Annotated in this window: 15 protein-coding genes and 1 pseudogene; 7 read left to right on the top strand and 9 right to left on the bottom strand. The window is 50.1% G+C overall.

From position 1 onward, the window contains the following. Positions 1-2 precede the first annotated feature (2 nt). The 6 genes from gudD to MNO13_RS04480 form a co-directional block, all read right to left on the bottom strand. Complete coding sequence (gene gudD, locus MNO13_RS04505) at positions 3-1,337, bottom strand: glucarate dehydratase (protein WP_064543861.1); 1,335 nt, start codon at positions 1,335-1,337, stop codon at positions 3-5. 1 nt (position 1,338) lies between these two features. Further along, a complete protein-coding gene (locus tag MNO13_RS04500; RefSeq protein ID WP_241939580.1) occupies positions 1,339-2,706 on the bottom strand; it encodes a glucarate dehydratase family protein in 1,368 nt (455 codons plus the stop codon). Then, on the bottom strand, positions 2,703-4,064 hold the full coding sequence (locus MNO13_RS04495; protein ID WP_232886953.1) for an MFS transporter: 1,362 nt from the start codon (positions 4,062-4,064) through the stop codon (positions 2,703-2,705). The genes MNO13_RS04500 and MNO13_RS04495 overlap by 4 nt, the downstream gene beginning before the upstream one ends. Positions 4,065-4,401: 337 nt before the next feature. Then, complete coding sequence (locus tag MNO13_RS04490; protein WP_064543857.1) at positions 4,402-4,851, bottom strand: flavodoxin; 450 nt, start codon at positions 4,849-4,851, stop codon at positions 4,402-4,404. Positions 4,852-4,878: 27 nt separating this feature from the next. Next, positions 4,879-5,649 carry a tRNA pseudouridine(65) synthase TruC gene (gene truC / locus MNO13_RS04485; protein ID WP_241939579.1) on the bottom strand — a complete coding sequence of 257 codons (771 nt, stop codon included), beginning with the start codon at positions 5,647-5,649 and terminating at the stop codon, positions 4,879-4,881. Beyond that, positions 5,649-5,978 carry a YqcC family protein gene (locus MNO13_RS04480; RefSeq protein WP_121815004.1) on the bottom strand — a complete coding sequence of 110 codons (330 nt, stop codon included), beginning with the start codon at positions 5,976-5,978 and terminating at the stop codon, positions 5,649-5,651. The genes truC and MNO13_RS04480 overlap by 1 nt, the downstream gene beginning before the upstream one ends. A 113-nt stretch (positions 5,979-6,091) precedes the next feature. On the opposite strand from MNO13_RS04480, the pseudogene MNO13_RS04475 reads away from it, so the two are divergent. Then, positions 6,092-7,328: pseudogene (locus MNO13_RS04475) on the top strand (IS3 family transposase). A gap of 626 nt (positions 7,329-7,954) precedes the next feature. On the opposite strand, the gene syd reads toward MNO13_RS04475, so the two are convergent. Further along, positions 7,955-8,503, bottom strand: a complete 549-nt coding sequence (gene syd / locus MNO13_RS04470; RefSeq protein WP_064543852.1) for a SecY-interacting protein — start codon at positions 8,501-8,503, stop codon at positions 7,955-7,957. Between the two features lie 67 nt (positions 8,504-8,570). Here syd and queF point away from each other — a divergent pair, with 67 nt between their 5' ends. The 4 genes from queF to MNO13_RS04450 all read left to right on the top strand — a co-directional run bounded on the left by queF (position 8,571) and on the right by MNO13_RS04450 (position 14,112). Continuing rightward, on the top strand, positions 8,571-9,413 hold the full coding sequence (gene queF, locus MNO13_RS04465; protein WP_121815003.1) for an NADPH-dependent 7-cyano-7-deazaguanine reductase QueF: 843 nt from the start codon (positions 8,571-8,573) through the stop codon (positions 9,411-9,413). Between the two features lie 115 nt (positions 9,414-9,528). Then, positions 9,529-10,893, top strand: a complete 1,365-nt coding sequence (ppnN, locus tag MNO13_RS04460) for a nucleotide 5'-monophosphate nucleosidase PpnN (protein ID WP_121815002.1) — start codon at positions 9,529-9,531, stop codon at positions 10,891-10,893. 486 nt (positions 10,894-11,379) lie between these two features. Next, a complete protein-coding gene (locus MNO13_RS04455; RefSeq protein ID WP_064543846.1) occupies positions 11,380-12,678 on the top strand; it encodes an HAAAP family serine/threonine permease in 1,299 nt (432 codons plus the stop codon). Between the two features lie 69 nt (positions 12,679-12,747). Continuing rightward, on the top strand, positions 12,748-14,112 hold the full coding sequence (locus tag MNO13_RS04450; protein ID WP_064543842.1) for an L-serine ammonia-lyase: 1,365 nt from the start codon (positions 12,748-12,750) through the stop codon (positions 14,110-14,112). Between the two features lie 485 nt (positions 14,113-14,597). On the opposite strand, the gene kduI is transcribed toward MNO13_RS04450, so the two are convergent. Beyond that, positions 14,598-15,434 (bottom strand): 5-dehydro-4-deoxy-D-glucuronate isomerase, encoded by an 837-nt coding sequence (gene kduI / locus MNO13_RS04445; RefSeq protein ID WP_232886954.1) that lies wholly within the window; start codon positions 15,432-15,434, stop codon positions 14,598-14,600. Between the two features lie 410 nt (positions 15,435-15,844). Here kduI and kdgT point away from each other — a divergent pair, with 410 nt between their 5' ends. Further along, positions 15,845-16,837, top strand: coding sequence for a 2-keto-3-deoxygluconate transporter (kdgT, locus tag MNO13_RS04440; protein WP_064543839.1), 993 nt, complete (start codon positions 15,845-15,847; stop codon positions 16,835-16,837). Between the two features lie 53 nt (positions 16,838-16,890). Here the strand turns inward: kdgT and MNO13_RS04435 are convergent, their stop codons facing one another. Beyond that, positions 16,891-18,075, bottom strand: coding sequence for an aminotransferase-like domain-containing protein (locus MNO13_RS04435; RefSeq protein ID WP_064543837.1), 1,185 nt, complete (start codon positions 18,073-18,075; stop codon positions 16,891-16,893). Between the two features lie 220 nt (positions 18,076-18,295). Here MNO13_RS04435 and xni point away from each other — a divergent pair, with 220 nt between their 5' ends. Next, a complete protein-coding gene (gene xni / locus MNO13_RS04430) occupies positions 18,296-19,066 on the top strand; it encodes a flap endonuclease Xni (protein WP_064543844.1) in 771 nt (256 codons plus the stop codon). The last annotated feature ends 25 nt before the right edge of the window (positions 19,067-19,091 follow it).

Genomic DNA, 19,091 nt, shown 5'->3' with positions numbered 1-19,091 from the left:
GTCTAACGCACCATGCAAGGTCGTTTATTATTGAAAGTCCATTGTGGGATCAAGTACTGCATAGCCATTGCGTCATCGCGCGCGCCCAGACCATGTTGCTGATAAAGCTCGTGCGCTTTCATCACTTGATCCATATCCAACTCCACGCCCAGGCCTGGGGTAGTTGGCACCTGCACCATACCGCCTTTAATTTCGAAAGGCTGTTTTGTCAGGCGCTGATTGCCTTCCTGCCAAATCCAGTGCGTGTCGATCGCGGTGACTTTACCAGGTGCTGCGGCGGCGACATGGGTGAACATTGCCAGCGAAATGTCGAAGTGGTTGTTGGAATGCGAGCCCCAGGTCAGGCCAAATTCGTGGCACATCTGCGCGACACGTACCGAACCTTGCATGGTCCAGAAATGCGGGTCAGCCAGCGGAATATCGACTGATTGCAACGAAAGCGTGTGGCCCATCTGACGCCAATCGGTGGCAATCATATTGGTTGCGGTCGGCAGACCAGTCGCACGGCGGAATTCAGCCATAATTTCACGGCCTGAATAACCTTGTTCCGCGCCACACGGATCTTCTGCATACGCCAGCACACCCCGCAGTTGCTTGCCAATGCTAATCGCTTCGTCAAGCGACCAGGCACCGTTCGGGTCCAGCGTCACACGCGCTTGTGGGAAACGTTTTGCCAGCGCGGTCACCGCTTCGGCTTCTTCGCTACCGGCTAATACGCCACCTTTAAGTTTGAAGTCATTGAAACCATATTTTTCATAGGCCGCTTCTGCCAGGCGCACCACTGAATCGGGCGTCATCGCTTCATCGTGGCGAATGCGATACCAGTCGCATTTCTCATCAGGCTGGCTTTGATAGGACAGTGGTGTTTGTTTGCGATTGCCGACAAAGAACAAATAGCCGAGCATTTCGACTTCGCTACGCTGTTGCCCATCGCCGAGTAAAGATGCCACATTCACGCCCAAATGCTGCCCAAGCAAATCCAACATGGCCGATTCAATACCCGTCACCACGTGAATGGTGGTGCGTAAATCAAAGGTCTGTAACCCACGGCCACCAGAATCACGGTCGGCAAATTCTGCACGCACCAGGTTGAGGATATTCTTGTATTCGCCCAGAGTTTTGCCAATCACCAACGCGGCGGCTTCTTCAAGGGTCTGACGGATTTTCTCGCCACCCGGAATTTCACCCACGCCGGTATGGCCTGAGTTATCTTTGATAATCACAATATTACGGGTGAAGAATGGCGAGTGCGCACCGCTGAGGTTCATCAGCATACTGTCGTGACCCGCAACAGGAATAACCTGCATTGCGGTGACTTTCGGGGTAGAGGTTGTCATGTTATTTATTCCTTTTCATCAAGATGGATGAGTTGCGGCCAAATGCCGGGCGTTTACGATCAAACTTCCAGCCAGGCACCAGATATTGCATTGCCGTCGCGTCATTGCGCGAGCCACCCGGAAGGGATTTATACACTTCGTGGGCTTTCTGCACCTGTTCCCAGTCTAGTTCCACACCTAATCCAGGAGCGTCCGGAACAGCAATTTTGCCGTTAACGATTTGCAGTGGGTTTTTCGTCAGGCGTTGCTCACCTTCCTGCCAAATCCAGTGCGTGTCGATGGCGGTCGGTTTGCCAGGCGCCGCTGCGCCAACGTGGGTAAACATCGCCAGTGAGATGTCGAAATGATTATTGGAATGGCAACCCCACGTCAGGCCCCATTCATCGCACATCTGCGCCACACGAACAGCACCGCTGAGCGTCCAGAAATGTGGGTCGGCTAACGGGATATCGACGGCATTGAGCATGATTGCGTGGCTCATTTCACGCCAGTTGGTGGCAATCATATTGGTCGCCACCGGTAAACCTGTGGCACGGCGGAATTCAGCCATGATCTCGCGTCCGGAATAACCTTGCTCCGCACCACAGGGATCTTCAGCGTAGGTCAGCACATCGCTCATGCCTTTGCACAACGCGATGGCTTCATCGAGTAGCCATGCGCCGTTCGGATCAACGGTAATTCGTGCATCCGGGAAACGCTTTTTCAGTGCACTTGCGGCATCCAGTTCTTGCTCGCCAGGCAGTACACCGCCTTTGAGTTTGAAATCTTTGAATCCATAACGGTCATGCGCAGCTTCTGCAAGCCGCACAATCGACTCGCTACCCAACGCTTCCTGATGGCGTAACTCGTACCAGTCGTGACGGGCATGTTGCCCTTCCAGATACGGTAAATCAGTTTTGTTGCGATCGCCGATATAGAACAGGTAACCCAGCACAGTGACTTCATCGCGCTGTTTGCCAGGCCCTAATAGCTCACAAACCGGGACATTCAACGCCTTGCCGAGTAAGTCGAGCAGTGCGGCTTCCAGCGCCGCCACTGCATTTACTCGTAATTCAAACGTCCATGCACCTTTACCGAAGGTATCGAAATCCGCTGCCTGGTTACCCTGGTGGACGTTTTGCACCACGCGATTCATTCGCGCAACTTCTTGCCCGACGACCTGCGGTATCGCATCCACCAGTGTCTGATAAATCACTTCGCCGCCTGGCGCTTCACCCACACCGGTATGCCCGGCGTTATCAGTGAGCACCACAATATTACGGGTGAAAAAGGCGCCGTGCGCACCGCCAATATTCAGCAGCATGCTGTCATTCCCCGCCACCGGAATGACTTTCATATCAGTAATAATCGGGCTTGCCTGAGTATTCATGATGATTGCCCTACCGTGACAGGTTTCAGTTCAACACGTTTGATATCGCCAACAATGACCAGGTAGCTCAGTACCGCGATAACTGCGTGAACCCCAACGTAGATCAGCGCGCCGTTAAATGAACCGGTTGTGCCGACAATGTAACCGATAGCAATTGGCGTCACGATGCCGGAGACATTACCGAACATGTTAAACAGGCCGCCGCTCAAGCCACTGATCTCTTTTGGTGCGGTATCGGCCATAACAGCCCAGCCCAGTGCCCCAATACCCTTGCCGAAGAACGCCATTGCCATAAAGCCGACAACCATCATTTCTGATTCGACATAGTTACAGAACACCATGCTGACGGAGAGCAACATCCCCAGTACGATTGGCGTTTTACGCGCAATATTTAACGAACCGGTGCGGCGCATCAGCCAGTCTGAAATCACACCACCGAGCACACCGCCGACAAACCCACACACCGCTGGAACAGAAGCCACAAAACCGGCTTTCAGTATCGACATCCCTTTTTCCTGTACCAGGTAAACCGGGAACCAGGTAATGAAGAAGTAAGTTAAGGCGTTGATACAATACTGGCCGATATAGATCCCAATCATCATGCGTGATCCGATCAACTGTTTGATCTGCGCCCACTTCTGCGCCATTGGGATATGTTCTTTGGCTTTCTTCTGATCCATGTTGATCAGCGCGCCGCCGGCTTCGATGTATTCCAGTTCTTTTTGATTTACGCCTGGATGGTTATTCGGCTCATGAATCACTTTTAGCCACACGAAGCTGATGATGATGCCCAGCCCGCCCATAAAGAAGAACACATGTGACCAGCCCACTTCGTGGGTCAGCCAACCCATGATTGGCGCGAAGATAACGGTGGCAAAATACTGTGCGGAGTTAAAAATGGACACCGCGGTGCCGCGTTCTTGTGCCGGGAACCACGCTGCGACGATTCGGCTGTTGCCAGGGAAAGAAGGTGCTTCGGCCAGCCCCACCAGGAAGCGCAAGGTAAACAGCGCGATGATGATGCCAAAGCCATTGAAGATGTCGACGAAACCTTGCAGCAAGGTAAACATCGACCAAATAAAGATCGACCAGAAGTAAACGCGTTTTGAACCGAATTTATCCAGCAACCAGCCGCCGGGGATTTGCCCGATGACGTATGCCCATGAAAATGCAGAGAACACATAACCCATGCCAATCGGGTCAAGGCCAATATCTTTTGCCATTTCGGAACCGGCAATCGATAGCGTGGCGCGGTCGCCATAGTTAAACGAGGTGACGATGAAGAGCATTACTACTATCCAATAACGAGCGTTGGTTCTTTTTTCAGCAACGCTCGCTGCCTGGCTAATTGTATTCATGTGGCACTCCTGAAACATAGCTTTTAGCTACAGTCCATTCTGCACTTGTAGGGTTATCAGAATGAGGTATTGGCCTGTCCACAGTATTTTTGTGAATCTGTATCTGTGGTTTTTATATTTGACCGAGAGAAAGTATATGAAGGGAGTTACAACGCCTCATCGTGCAAAGACACAAGTTTACCGCTCGCTAAATGAGCACTTTATGGCGTCTGTCCAACACGTTGCGGGATGGTTCACGATTTTTGAAACAACACTATAACCAGGAGGGGTAAATCACGTTCAGGGTTCACTGCAAAGTGGTGGATGTCGCTGGCGCTAATCCACCCAGGATATTGGCTTAATCTAACAACGCAGCCCACTGCTCAACCCATGGGTTGGAGACAGCTTCTGGCTCAGGATGATCATTGGCATCAATGGCTAACACGGTGCCAATGCGTTTTGCGCCCTGCTCTTGTAGCAAGGTATCGAATTGTTTACCGCCACCACAAAAATGTTCGTAGTTGCTGTCACCTAACGCTATCAAACCGTAACGCAATTCAGGCTGGTATCCGACTTCATCTTTAATTGCCTGAAACAGAGGGACGATGCTGTCTGGCAAATCGCCCTGACCGGTGGTTGAAGTGACAACCAGCACATATTGGTCGCGATATTTCTGCCAGTCTGCCAGCTCAGGATCTTCGAATACTGTGGCTTTATGACCTTTCTTTTTTAGAATCGCTTCGGCTTCTTCCGCCACCAACAGCGAGTTTCCGTACATTGTTCCGACAAAAATCCCCACTTCGGCCATCAGTTAACTCCTTGCGTTACGGCTGTATTATTCATCCTGGCCGTTGCTCGCCACAAACTCAACCCTTTCTATATCACTGAGCAATCCGCGCCAGCCAAACTGTGACATCATCTGCATCCAGGTATCATCAAGATTTGCCCTTAAGCATAAAGGTTCACCGGTAATCGGGTGAGTCAACGAAAGCTGACTTGCGTGCAACATTAAACGTTCACAGCCAAAATGCTCGGCAGCACCACGGTTCTGGCGCAAATCACCATGTTTGGAATCACCAATAATGGGATGGCGTAAATGCGATAAATGGCGGCGTAACTGGTGTTTTCGACCGGTTTTAGGTTCCAGTTCTACCAGGCTATAGCGTGCCGTTGGGTAGCGGCCAACCGGGACTTGCATTTCAACCGTTGCCAGACCGCGATAATGCGTAACTGCTGGTTGCGGGTCTTTATCCTGAGTCGCTTTTTTATCGGCGATTTTGTCCAGCTCTTCCACCAGCGGGTAATCCAGCACCGCTTCATCTTCCAGCCAGCCGCGAGTGACCGCGTGGTAGCGCTTTTGAATTTGGTGATTTTCAAACTGCTGAGACAACAAATGCGCGACTTCGCTGGAAAGGGCCATCAATAAGACGCCGGAAGTGGGCCTGTCGAGACGGTGAACGGTAAAGACGTGCTTACCGATTTGGTCGCGCACGGTTTGCATCACAAACACGGTTTCATGGCGGTCCAGCCAACTACGGTGGACTAACCAACCCGAGGGTTTGTTCACCGCCACCAGCCATTCATCCTGATAAATAATTTCCAGCATCAGGATTTGTCGCTCGCAAACAGCGCATCGAGTTCTTGCAGGGCTTTTAATAGCGGCTCACGGCCAGCGTGTGCCGCATCGAGCGCCATTTCGTAATAGGGTGCTACGGCGAAATCAGCGGGCAAAGGGTGTTGCGCCTCAATCAGGGCGTGCATACGCGGGATCAAAACCCATTGCAGCCATTCGGTCGGTTGCAGAGTATCCAGGCAAAATGGTTGCGTGCTTTCAAAGGCTTCGGCACTCGGGGCGCAGCCCTGCCAAAGTTGATGGTCACGCAAAACCTGTTCGATGATCTGTAGATGCTGGCGAACCAGCGCGTGGCGTTCCATGAAAACCTCAGGCATCAGTTAAAAAGAAGCCGGCAAGCATACCACTTCTTACTTTCATGTGACCCGTCCTAAATAGCGTTGACACATTTAACTCGCAGGCAGAGGAAAATGTGATGAACCAATATGTTAAACGCACACAACGCGATTACCCTCTATCCTTTAAACTGGCCGTTGTCGAACAGGTCGAAAAAGGGGAAATGACTTACCGTCAGGCGCAAGACCGCTACGGTATTCAGGGTAGCCACACCGTCATGACGTGGTTGCGCAGATACGGTCAACTCGACTGGCACTCCTCCTCTCTCGCAAGAAAGTGCGGAGCTACTATGCCCAAAATACCTCTTACTCCCGAACAACGGATCAAAGAACTCGAGCAGCAACTGGCTGAATCAGAAGTAAAAGCCCAGTTTTTTGAAGCTGTCGTGAAGGTAATGAATACCGAGTTCGGAGCCACACTGACAAAAAAGCAGTTGGCCACCTTATCACGCAAGCACAAACGCCGGGACTCACAGTAATGCGTGCTTGCCGGTTCATGGGGATCAGCCGACAGGCGTGGTATCAATCCCTGCAACGTGAGCGCGGAAGAGAAAGACAGGCGCAGCATATCGTTGAACAGGTGACGACCATCCGGCTACACCAGCCCCGGCTGGGGACACGTAAACTGCATTATTTATTGCGACAGCAACCAGAGCCGGCACTCCATGTCGGTCGGGATCGTTTGTTCCAGATACTGCGTGGCGCACGATTACTGGTAATACCGAAACGGGCGTATCACAAAACGACTCAAAGCCATCATCGCTTTTATCGTCATCCTAACTTATTGAAGGCGGGAGAAAATCAGGTTGTTGCCAGCCGCCCGGAGCAGGTGTGGGTCGCGGATATCACGTACCTTCCCCTGCGTAAGGGAACGGCGTACCTCAGTCTGATAACAGACGTCTGGTCGAGAAAAATCGTGGGATATCATGTGCATGAAAGTCGGCATACCCATCATGTGGCTAAGGCGTTCAGAATGGCGCTGGTCAGCAGGCGTACAGCACATCCACTGGTGCATCACTCAGATCGGGGTGTGCAGTACTGTTCAACAGAATATCAGGCACTACACCAACGCCATGGGGTCATCTGCTCGATGACAGACGGGTATGACTGTTATCAGAATGCGCTGGCGGAACGGGTAAACGGGATATTAAAAATGGAATATCTGCTCGGGAAGCCAGAAGATATCGGACAGGCAAGAAAGATGGTCAGGGAGTCGGTGGAAATCTACAACACGCGGCGGCCACATCTGTCGCTAAAATACAAAACGCCCGATGAAGTTCATCGGGCGTTGTAAGGCCGAAAAGTGTCAACCTATAGCAGGACTAGTCAATGATTTCTTAGTGCGGGTGAAAAAAGCATAAAAAAAGGGAGCACTGTATAAACAGTGCTCCCGGTTCGTTTCGCAGCTAATCCGGCTACTTTTGTTGCTCCCTGCTCGTCCGTGACAACTATGTCCTGTGGTCTCCTGACCTACAATCCATCGTACTCGCGTCCTGCTACCATCATCCTGAGGTGTTCCGGCATCGTCCTGATGCAATATCCTTTAGTCTTCCAGACCCACCGAACGTCCTGGCTCGGCTCTCATTCTCCATCCTAGAGGTGTCCCTTACTCTTCCTGAGTGCTCCTTGCTTCATCATGAAGCCTTCCGTGCAACACCATCCTGGTGTGTTCCCCTTCTTCAATGAAGTGACATCATCCTGACATCTCCTTCATTTCCCGACATCCTGTCGACGGACATAGAATCCTCTATTTCGTTCAATCTCGCAAGGCACTCACAACCAATGCTTACGTTTCCTTTCATTCAAAAGCGACAAGAAATCAACGCAACCAATTAATAAATAACAACTATTACATTAATTATTAATAAAACTCCGAATGAAAAGTTAGAGATCTCTTACAGCTTGTGTAAGAGATCTCTCACAAACTCAGCAGCGATCAACGCTTAAATGACCTGCGGTTGAAGCTCCTGAAGGAACAAACTCAATGACGGTGCGAGTGTTGTCCGCTGTTTAGTGCCGATTTTTTCCAGCACGACTTCACCCGTGAGATTGCAAAGTGAAACCACTTCCATTTCGTCAGGCGTGGTAGCAAGGAACAGAGTCGGAGAGAGCTTCAGGCGCTTTTGTGTCACCAGATGGCCAATCAGATTTTCCTGAACGCGCTGAAAATCCTCTTCGCTCCAGGCCTGCAAAAGCGTTAATGCCTGATGACCAGACAAAGCGGGCATGTCGCCAGCATACTGAGTGGTATAAAACTGATGCGCACCAGCTTGCAGAGCTATATCCATCGCCCGTTCGACTGCGCTGAGATCGTTTGCAGGAGTAAAAGGCTGTGGTTGCCAGCGCACATCATTACCGGTTGTCGTCACGATACATGGTGAAGGTACACCATAGAGTTCTTCACTCGCGGGCCATCCCCCAGCCTGTTCACGCCATGCGTGACAAAAGCGATTCGTAAAATCTTCCAGCGCCTGACGTACGTCGTTATCCACCAATTTCTCACTCTCTCAAGGTGCGGTACAATAAAGACCAATTGTACCTGCATTCTATCGGTGACACATGTCTTATGAAAAACACCAGGCGCTGAGCGGCCTGACGCTAGGTAAGCCAACCGCTTACCAGGATCAATACCAACCGTCGTTATTACAAGCCGTACCACGTAGCCTGAATCGTGATCCACTCGGCCTACAGGCGGATAACCTACCGTTTAGTGGCGGCGATATCTGGACACTGTATGAACTGTCCTGGCTAAACAGCAACGGTTTGCCGCAGGTCGCCGTTGGGCATGTACAGCTTGATGCCAACAGCGTGAACCTGGTCGAGTCCAAAAGCTTCAAACTCTATTTGAACAGCTTTAACCAGACGCAATTTGCCGATTGGGAAGCCGTCGAAGAAGCCTTAAGACGCGATTTAAGTGCCTGTGCACAAGGCGACGTCAGCGTGGTGCTATTCCGCCTGCATGAGCTTGAAGGCCAGGAGATCGCCGCGTTCACTGGCGAGTGTATTGATGAGCAAAATATCACGATTGAGAATTACGAATTTAACGCCGATTACCTGAGCGGTGCGGCGGGCGATGAGATTGTCGAAGAAACGCTGGTCAGTCATCTGCTGAAATCCAACTGCCTGATTACCCATCAGCCGGATTGGGGCTCTGTTCAAATTCGCTACCGTGGCCCACGTATCGACCGCGAAAAGCTGCTGCGTTATCTCATTTCGTTCCGCCAGCATAACGAATTCCACGAGCAGTGCGTTGAGCGCATATTCAACGACATCCAGCATTTCTGCGCGCCGCAAAGCCTGAGCGTGTATGCACGTTACACTCGTCGCGGCGGTCTGGACATCAACCCGTGGCGTACAAATACCGATTTCCATCCGGCATTTGGCCGTCTGGTTCGTCAATAAGTGCGAAACACCTCGCAGCCTGCGGAGGGAATGTTGTTTTCAGGTTGTTAAATTCAACGCGCCAGGGCTATTGTAATCATTGGGAGCAGCACTTTACGCTTCGTAAGGAGTTAACTTGATTACACATATTAGCCCGCTAGGCTCAATGGATATGTTGTCGCAACTGGAAGTCGATATGCTTAAACGCACGGCCAGTAGCGACCTTTATCAACTGTTTCGCAATTGTTCACTTGCCGTACTTAACTCAGGAAGCCAGACGGATAGCAGTAAAGAGCTGTTGTCGCGTTACGAAAACTTCGATATCAACATTTTGCGCCGTGAGCGTGGTGTCAAACTCGAACTCATAAATCCGCCTGATGACGCTTTTGTCGATGGGCGAATCATCCGGGCTTTGCAAGCTAACCTGTTTGCCGTGTTGCGCGATATTTTGTTCGTCAACGGCCAGCTTTCTAGCGCTGGTCGCTTCCAGAATCTCGACCTGGAAGACCCTGCCAATATCACCAATATGGTGTTCTCGATTTTACGCAATGCCCGCGCACTACATGTTGGCGAAGCGCCAAACCTTGTCGTTTGCTGGGGCGGCCACTCCATTAACGAAAACGAATATCTCTATGCGCGTCGCGTCGGTACTCAATTAGGCCTGCGTGAACTTAACATCTGTACCGGTTGTGGCCCAGGTGCGATGGAAGCGCCCATGAAAGGTGCAGCGGTGGGTCATGCGCAGCAACGTTACAGAGAAAGCCGTTTTATCGGTATGACGGAACCGTCAATTATTGCTGCTGAGCCACCAAACCCGCTGGTGAACGAGCTGATCATCATGCCGGATATCGAAAAACGCCTTGAAGCGTTTGTTCGTATCGCGCATGGCATCATCATCTTCCCGGGCGGCGTGGGTACTGCAGAAGAGTTGCTTTATCTGCTCGGTATTTTGATGAACCCGCACAATCACGATCAAGTGCTGCCATTAATTTTAACCGGACCAAAAGAGAGTGCTGATTACTTCCGCGTACTGGACGAATTTATCGTCAATACCGTGGGTGAGCAGGCGCGTCGTCATTATCAAATCATTATCGACGACCCGGCTGAAGTGGCACGTCAGATGAAAAAAGCGATGCCAAGAGTGAAAGAGAATCGCCGTGAAACGGGCGATGCTTACAGCTTTAACTGGTCGATTCGTATTGTGCCAGATCTACAACTCCCGTTTGAGCCAACCCATGAAAACATGGCTAACCTCAAGTTGTACCCGGATCAACCGGCAGAACAACTGGCCGCCTCTTTGCGCCGGGCGTTTTCTGGCATTGTTGCGGGTAACGTTAAAGAAGGTGGGATCCGCGCAATTGAACAGTACGGGCCGTATAAAATCCACGGCGACGTACAAATGATGAAGCGCATGGACGATCTGCTGAAAGGCTTTGTTGCCCAGCACCGCATGAAATTACCAGGCAGTGCCTACATTCCTTGCTACGAAATCTGTACCTGAATCCCCAGGGCGGAGCAACTCCGCCCTTTTTTTTTCCTGAATTTCTCCCACTTTTTCTGACAAATTACCGTCAATTCCTCCAACCATAGTGTTACCGGTATCAGCATATTCATCTACACAAAAGGTGATGATTTTGTGCGCACTCGTTCCAGAAACCGTGTTTATACAGACAATTACGCTACACGATAAAAATGAAACGACGGTTTATTATCTAAAATAAAACACTTTTAAGGGTATAAATATCAATCAAAATCTCAAATGCAGACATAAAAACTGCAAAAAACCACACAAATAGTGGATTCTTACAATTGCGATCTTGATCACTGATGAATTGACGTCATGAATGTATCTTTCCGCCCTCTGATTATCACTGGCAAAAATTACTATAAAAGCGCCGTGAAACAGCATTTAGTTTCAGTGGTCAATGGCAATACATCGCGGTTGACTCAGATTTCGAATCAATATGTTCCTTTGGAGAAGTAGTAGATGGAAACCACTCAAACCGGCAGTATTGCCGCAGCCGAGAGCAAAAGCTCATGGCGCAAGTCCGATACCATGTGGATGCTGGGCCTGTATGGCACAGCGATTGGCGCAGGCGTATTATTCCTGCCAATTAACGCCGGCGTTGGCGGCCTGATTCCGCTGTTCATCATGGCGATTCTGGCATTCCCGATGACCTTCTTCGCCCACCGCGGGCTGACTCGCTTCGTGCTGTCAGGCAAAAACCCTGGTGAAGACATTACTGAAGTTGTTGAAGAACACTTCGGTGTGGGGGCAGGTAAAGTCATCACTCTGCTTTATTTCTTTGCTATCTACCCGATTCTGCTGGTCTACAGCGTAGCAATCACCAATACCGTCGATAGCTTCATCACTCACCAGTTGGGTATGGTTTCACCGCCACGTGCGCTGTTATCTCTGCTGCTAATCGTTGGCCTGATGACCATCGTTCGTTTCGGCGAGCAGATGATTGTTAAAGCGATGAGCATTCTGGTGTTCCCGTTTGTTGCCGCACTGATGGTTCTGGCGTTGTATCTGATTCCTAACTGGAGCAGTGCCGCATTTGAAACTATGTCTTTCAGCGCCTCACCGGCAACAGGCAGCGGCCTGTGGATGACTTTGTGGCTGGCAATCCCAGTGATGGTGTTCTCCTTCAACCACTCACCTATCATTTCTGCTTTTGCGGTAGCAAAACGTAATGAATACGGCGAAGACGCTGAGAAGAAATGTTCTCGCATCCTGTCATACGCACACATCATGATGGTGATTACCGTGATGTTCTTCGTATTCAGCTGCGTACTGAGCCTGTCTCCAGCAAACCTGGCTGAAGCAAAAGCACAGAACATCTCAATTCTGTCTTACCTGGCTAACCACTTTAACGCGCCAGTTATTGCCTGGATGGCACCGATTATCGCGATTGTGGCCATTACCAAATCCTTCCTCGGCCACTACTTAGGTGCGCGTGAAGGCTTCAACGGGATGATTATCAAATCCCTGCGTGGTAAAGGTAAGAGCATTGAAGTGAGTAAACTGAACCGCATTACCGCGATCTTTATGCTGGTGACAACATGGATTGTTGCCACTCTGAACCCAAGCATTCTGGGTATGATTGAAACCCTCGGCGGCCCAATCATCGCGATGATTCTGTTCCTGATGCCGATGTACGCGATTCAGAAAGTCCCAGCCATGCGCAAATACAGTGGTCATATCAGCAATGTATTTGTGGTAATTATGGGTCTGGTCGCTATTTCTGCTATCTCTTACTCTTTATACTCTCTGTTCATCTAACCGCTCTAAACCGCCTGCTCATGCGGGCGGTTTTTTCGCTTCTAAAGTTACTCAGGCAACGGACGCAACATGATTAGCGTATTCGATATTTTCAAAATCGGTATTGGCCCATCCAGTTCCCATACCGTCGGCCCGATGAAAGCCGGTTTTCAATTTGCTGACGATTTGAAAACGCAAGGGATTTTGCACAACGTCACGCGTGTCGTCGTAGATGTCTACGGTTCACTTTCCCTCACCGGTAAAGGTCACCATACCGATATCGCCATTATTATGGGCCTGGCAGGTAATCTGCCGGACACTGTCGATATCGATGCTATCCCTGATTTCATTCAGGATGTGAATACACACGGTCGTCTGCTGTTAGCCAACGGTCAGCATGAAGTGGAATTCCCGGTCGATAGCTGCATGAACTTCCACGAAGACAACCTTTCACTGCATGAAAACGGGATGCGCATTACTGCGCTCGCAGGCGAAAGCGTTATCTACAGCCAAACGTATTACTCTATCGGCGGCGGTTTTATCGTTGATGAAGCGCATTTTGGCGTGGAAGACACTCAACAAGTTGCCGTCCCATATCCGTATAAAAGCGCGGTTGATTTACAGCGTCATTGCAAAGATACCGGGCTTTCGCTGTCTGGTTTGATGATGCTTAACGAACGTGCAATGCGCCCACAGTCTGAAATCGACGCGCACTTTGCCAATGTCTGGGATGTGATGCGCAGCGGTATTGAACGTGGTATCACCACCGAAGGCGTGCTACCGGGGAAGATGCGCGTACCTCGTCGTGCTGCGGCATTGCGCAGAATGTTGGTCAGCAGCGATAAGAACAACTCCGATCCAATGGCAGTTGTCGACTGGATTAACATGTTTGCACTGGCGGTGAACGAAGAAAACGCCGCAGGTGGGCGTGTTGTCACCGCACCGACTAACGGCGCTTGCGGTATCGTTCCTGCGGTTCTGGCCTATTACGACAAATTTATCCGTGAAGTGAACACTAACTCTTGTGCACGATACTTCCTTGCCGCAGGTGTAATTGGTTCGTTGTATAAGATGAATGCTTCGATTTCAGGAGCCGAAGTGGGCTGCCAGGGCGAAGTTGGCGTGGCCTGTTCAATGGCGGCGGCGGGTCTTGCTGAGTTACTGGGCGGTAGCCCTACTCAGGTTTGTATTGCGGCTGAAATTGGTATGGAACACAACCTCGGTCTGACTTGCGACCCGGTTGCCGGACAAGTTCAGGTACCATGCATCGAGCGTAATGCGATTGCTGCGGTGAAAGCAGTGAATGCGGCTCGTATGGCACTGCGCCGTACCAGTGAACCACGAGTCTGTCTCGATAAAGTCATTGAAACGATGTACGAAACTGGCAAGGACATGAACGCCAAATACCGTGAAACATCACGCGGTGGCCTGGCGATGAAAGTTTCCTGCGATTAGGGATCATTGCCCTCACCCCGCCCCTCTCCCACGGGAGAGGGAGAAAACCGCACAATCCCCTCTCCTTTAGGATCTGTCTCTTATATACAACTCGCCCTGGCAATTTTGTCAGGGTAAGATCTGCAAGCCTCGCTGATTTTCCGTTCACCCGTGCGTTCAGTTATCTCTTTAATTCTAGAAAACGGTGAACGTATCAAGGGGTTAACGCCAACCCCTTGATAATCCAGGCGCCCGGAAAATCAATCGCCGGGAGTCCGGGTCCTTAGGGTGGCGACGGTGGTCACCCTAAGACGTTCACCGGTTCCGTGGCGACATAAATACACTTTCGCCTGGTGAACGGAACCTTCTCCGGCTCGGCAGGAAGCAGCCCTCAAAGATGTGGCTAAGAGACAGCCTTTAGGATAGGGAGAAATCCGGACAATCCCCTCTCCTTTGGGAGAGGGTTAGGGTGAGGGGAAACAAACAACTCCTCACCCAAAAATCGACTAGCGCAAATCGCCTACCTTCACGTGATCCATATCATCGAACACCTGATTCTCCCCCACCATACCCCAGATAAATGTGTACGCACGCGTACCCACACCTGAGTGAATTGACCAGCTCGGGGAAATCACAGCTTGCTCATTCTGCATCACGATGTGACGAGTTTCTTGCGGCTGGCCCATCATGTGGAAGACACAGCTATCTTGTTCCAGACCGAAGTAGAAATAAACTTCCATACGGCGCTCATGCGTGTGGCAAGGCATGGTGTTCCACAGGTTGCCTGGTTCCAGCTCAGTCAAACCCATGCTCAACTGGCAGGTTTCCAGCACATCTGGAACGAAGTATTTGTTAATAGTACGACGGTTGCTGGTAACGCTGTCGCCCAAAGTCACCGGAGCAACATCGGCTGGAGTCACACGCTTAGTTGGGTAAGCGGTATGAGCAGGAGCACAGTTGTAATAGAAACGTGCAGGGTTTGCCGGATCAATGCTGGCAAACACCACTTCTTTAGCGCCTTTACCCACATATAAACCATCGCGGGTACCGATTTCATAGCAAGTCCCATCGACAGTAATGGTGCCCTGGCCGCCAATGTTGATAACCCCCAGCTCGCGACGCTCAAGGAAGTAGCTTACGCCCAACTGCTTACCGACTTCACCGCCAACACTCACAGTGCGAGTGACGGGCATGACACCACCAACAATGATGCGGTCGATGTGGCTGTAAGTCATGGTGTACTCATCAGCGGTAAAGATGGTTTCAATCAGAAACTCTTTACGTAAGCCCGCAGTATCCAGGGTTTTTGCATGATCACTATGAATGCTTTGACGAATGTCCATTACTTTTCCTTACTGGGATTAATGAGCGCAATAAAAGAAACACTCATTACTATTAATAAAAATTTAGCAATTAAAATATTGTTGATCACAAAGAATCCACATTTAACCGCACCACTTAGACAGTTTATCACCTGTATAGAAAAATAATGTGATCCAAATTGAAATATTGTTTCAATTTGATTGAATCATCATTCCAATGGATGGATAGTTTGTCTGGAGAGATCATCACCGAGGCATTGATGCTACGGTAAATCACTCGATAAGGTTAATGAAACAGCCATTCAGAGCAAACAACATCACTGACCTGACACTCTATACAACCAAGGAATACAAACGGCTCTCACCGTTAATTATTACGAAATTTTTTCATTAACACTTTGTATATAATGAAAAAATAATAAGGAATTACCATGAAAATTAAAGCCACCATTGAACGCATTCCTGGTGGGATGATGCTAGTCCCGTTGTTACTTGGGGCAATGCTGAATACTTTCGCTCCGGACACTGGAGCATATTTTGGTTCATTTACTAAAGGGATGATCACTGGCACCGTTCCCATTCTGGCGGTTTGGTTCTTCTGTATTGGAGCCTCTATAGATCTACGAGCAACCGGCACGGTACTGCGTAAGTCCGGTACGCTGGTTCTGACTAAAATTGCCGTGGCCTGGGTTGTGGCAATGGTTGCCGCCTCGTTTATTCCTGAAGGTGGCATTCAGACGGGGATGTTTGCAGGTTTGTCTGTTCTGGCCCTCGTTTCTGCGATGGACATGACCAACGGCGGCCTGTATGCGAGCCTGATGAACCAGTATGGTACTAAAGAAGAATCGGGTGCTTTTGTTCTGATGTCGCTGGAATCTGGCCCACTGATGACCATGGTTATTCTGGGTGCAGCCGGTCTGGGCTCTTTTGAACCGCACCACTTCATCGGCGCTGTTCTGCCATTCCTGATTGGTTTTGCATTAGGTAACCTTGACCACGATTTCCGTACCTTCTTCAGCAAAGCAACGCCGGTACTGATTCCATTCTTCGGCTTTGCATTAGGTAACACCATCAACCTGAATGTGATTATGCACACTGGCCTGCTGGGTATCTTGCTGGGTGTAGCTGTTATCGTCATCACCGGTATTCCGTTGATTCTGGCAGATAAATTCATTGGTGGTGGCAACGGTACCGCAGGGATTGCAGCTTCATCCGCCGCAGGTGCGGCAGTCGCAAACCCGGTTATCATTGCACAAATCAACCCAGCGTTTGAGCCAGTGGCCGCCTCTGCAACGGCATTGGTTGCAGCCAGCGTGATTGTGACCGCGATTCTGGTGCCAATTATTACCGCACTATATTCAAAACGTATGGGTGGTACTGCCAAAAATAATAATGACGATGAGCCAGTCGAGTTATCTCATTAATATTGTTCTTTAATTGCATAATAAAATGGAGCCTTTCGGCTCCATTTTTTATTTTATAGCGCGGACTTCAGTCGCTGAACAGCATCATAAAGCTGTTCTTCTGTGGCCGTAGCGTAAGAGAAACGCAGCGTTTTTTTGTCTGCATGATCGCTAAAGAAGAACTCACCAGGCACATACACCACGCCTTTTTCCAGTGTCTGCTGTAACCAACGCGTGGTATCAAATTCATAGCGGAAAGCGGCCCACAGGAACATCCCGCCCTGCGGCTGGTTAAAGGTAATGTGCTCGCTCAGTTCCTGATGTAAGAACTTCGATAAACTCAAGCACTTCTTCTTATACGCTTCGCGAATCAGCTCAATCTGCGGGTTCAGACGATCCAGCGTGAGGTACGCCGATACCAGTGATTGCGTAAATGAGTTGGCGTGCAAATCGGTAGCTTGCTTAATGATAGCCACTTTTTGCTTCATCCACTCTGGCAGCACAATCCAGCCAACACGCAGCCCTGGCGCCAGGATTTTAGAAAACGTCGAGGTATAAACCACGTTTTCCTGGCTACCACGTTCAGTGGCGACTTGCAGCAAGGTTTTCTCACGGGTATCGGTAAAGCTAATCGCACCGTACGGGTCATCTTCAACGATGACGAAATGATGCTCTTCGGCCAGTTTGACCAGTTGCTCACGACGGCTGGCACTCAACGTTGTGCCGCTTGGGTTACCGAACGTTGGCACCAGATAGACGCCTTTGATACGCGTGGTTTTCAGCAATTCCTCAAGCTCATCGACTTTCATACCGTGCTCGTCGCTACCAACTGATTTCACATCGGCTTCATTCAGGCTGAGAATTTGCAGTGTTGCCAGATAAGTCGGGCGTTCAACAACAAAAACATCGCCAGGGTTCACTAACGCACGCATCAACAAATCCAGTGCTTGCTGTGAACCAGAGGTAATCAGCAGCTGCTCCGGGTTGGTGGTAATTCCCCGTTCCTGGCACAACCCGACTAATTGCTGACGCAATTCGACAGTACCTTCAGTCAAACCGTACTGAAACGCGTCGTTAAAGTTCTCAGCGACCACTTTTTGTGTCGCAATGCCCAGACCTTCTTTATCGAATAACTCACTGGAAGGAATGCCACCAGCAAGGGAAATAACGCCTGGCATTTTGCTGTGCTTTAACAATTCTCTGATTGCTGACGGTTGTAGGGCCTGAATACGTTGTGCAAGGTGTGAACTATGACTCATGTTGTTATCTCTGATTTTTTATTCATTAAAAATATCCCCATCATCCTTCAAGCCGCAGGGGTGTTGGCTGCAACTCGAATGCTAATGGGTATTACATAGCAACCTAATTTGTTAGCAATGTATTTATTGCGAGCGGCTTTCCTGAATCAACCTTTCGTATTCGCGGTCACCCCACAGAAATGTTAGTGTGTGCAAAGCGAATGTTGAAAGCGAAATATCCATGATGATTCATTTACTTATCGTTGATGCCCTGAATTTAATACGCCGGATTCATGCGGTTCAAGGCTCACCCTGCGTTGATACTTGCCTGCACGCTCTGGATGCGCTGATAACACACAGTCAGCCCACCCACGCTGTCGCCGTGTTTGATGACGAAGACCGCCGCGAAGGCTGGCGACATCAGGTCTTGCCAGACTATAAAGCTGGCCGTGCGCCAATGCCAGATACCTTACATCAAGAAATGCCAATATTACGTGCAGCCTTCGCCAAAAGAGGCGTGGCGTGTTGGCATTCTCAAGGAAATGAAGCAGATGATCTGGCAGCAACCCTCGCTGTAAAAGTAGCAGCAAGTGGGCATCGCGCCACCATTGTCTCGACTGATAAAGGTTTTTGCCAGTTACTCGCGCCAACCATTCAAATCCGCGACTATTTCCAAAAACGCTGGCTCGACGCGCCGTTTATTGCGCAGGAATATGGCGTGCAGCCTGAACAGCTCGCTGATTTCTGGGGACTTGCGGGGATAAGCAGCAGCAAAATTTCCGGCGTTCCGGGGATCGGGCCGAAAAGTGCCACACAACTGATCACTCAATTTTCTACGCTGGAAGCACTGTACGAACGGCTGGATGAAGTCCCGGAGAAGTGGCGTAAGAAGTTAGAACAACATCGGGAAAGTGCTTTTATCAGCCGCCAGGTGGCAAAGTTGCAGACGGACTTGGTGCTTGATGGGAATTTGCAGCAGTTACGTTTACCAGGTGGGACGCCCTCACCCTAGCCCCCAACCACAGGAAGAGGGAACC

This window comes from Buttiauxella ferragutiae (genome assembly GCF_022637515.1).
Classification (GTDB): domain Bacteria; phylum Pseudomonadota; class Gammaproteobacteria; order Enterobacterales; family Enterobacteriaceae; genus Buttiauxella; species Buttiauxella ferragutiae.
The sequence above is the reverse complement of the archived record's forward strand: the minus strand, read 5'-3'. Positions and strand labels throughout refer to the sequence as shown.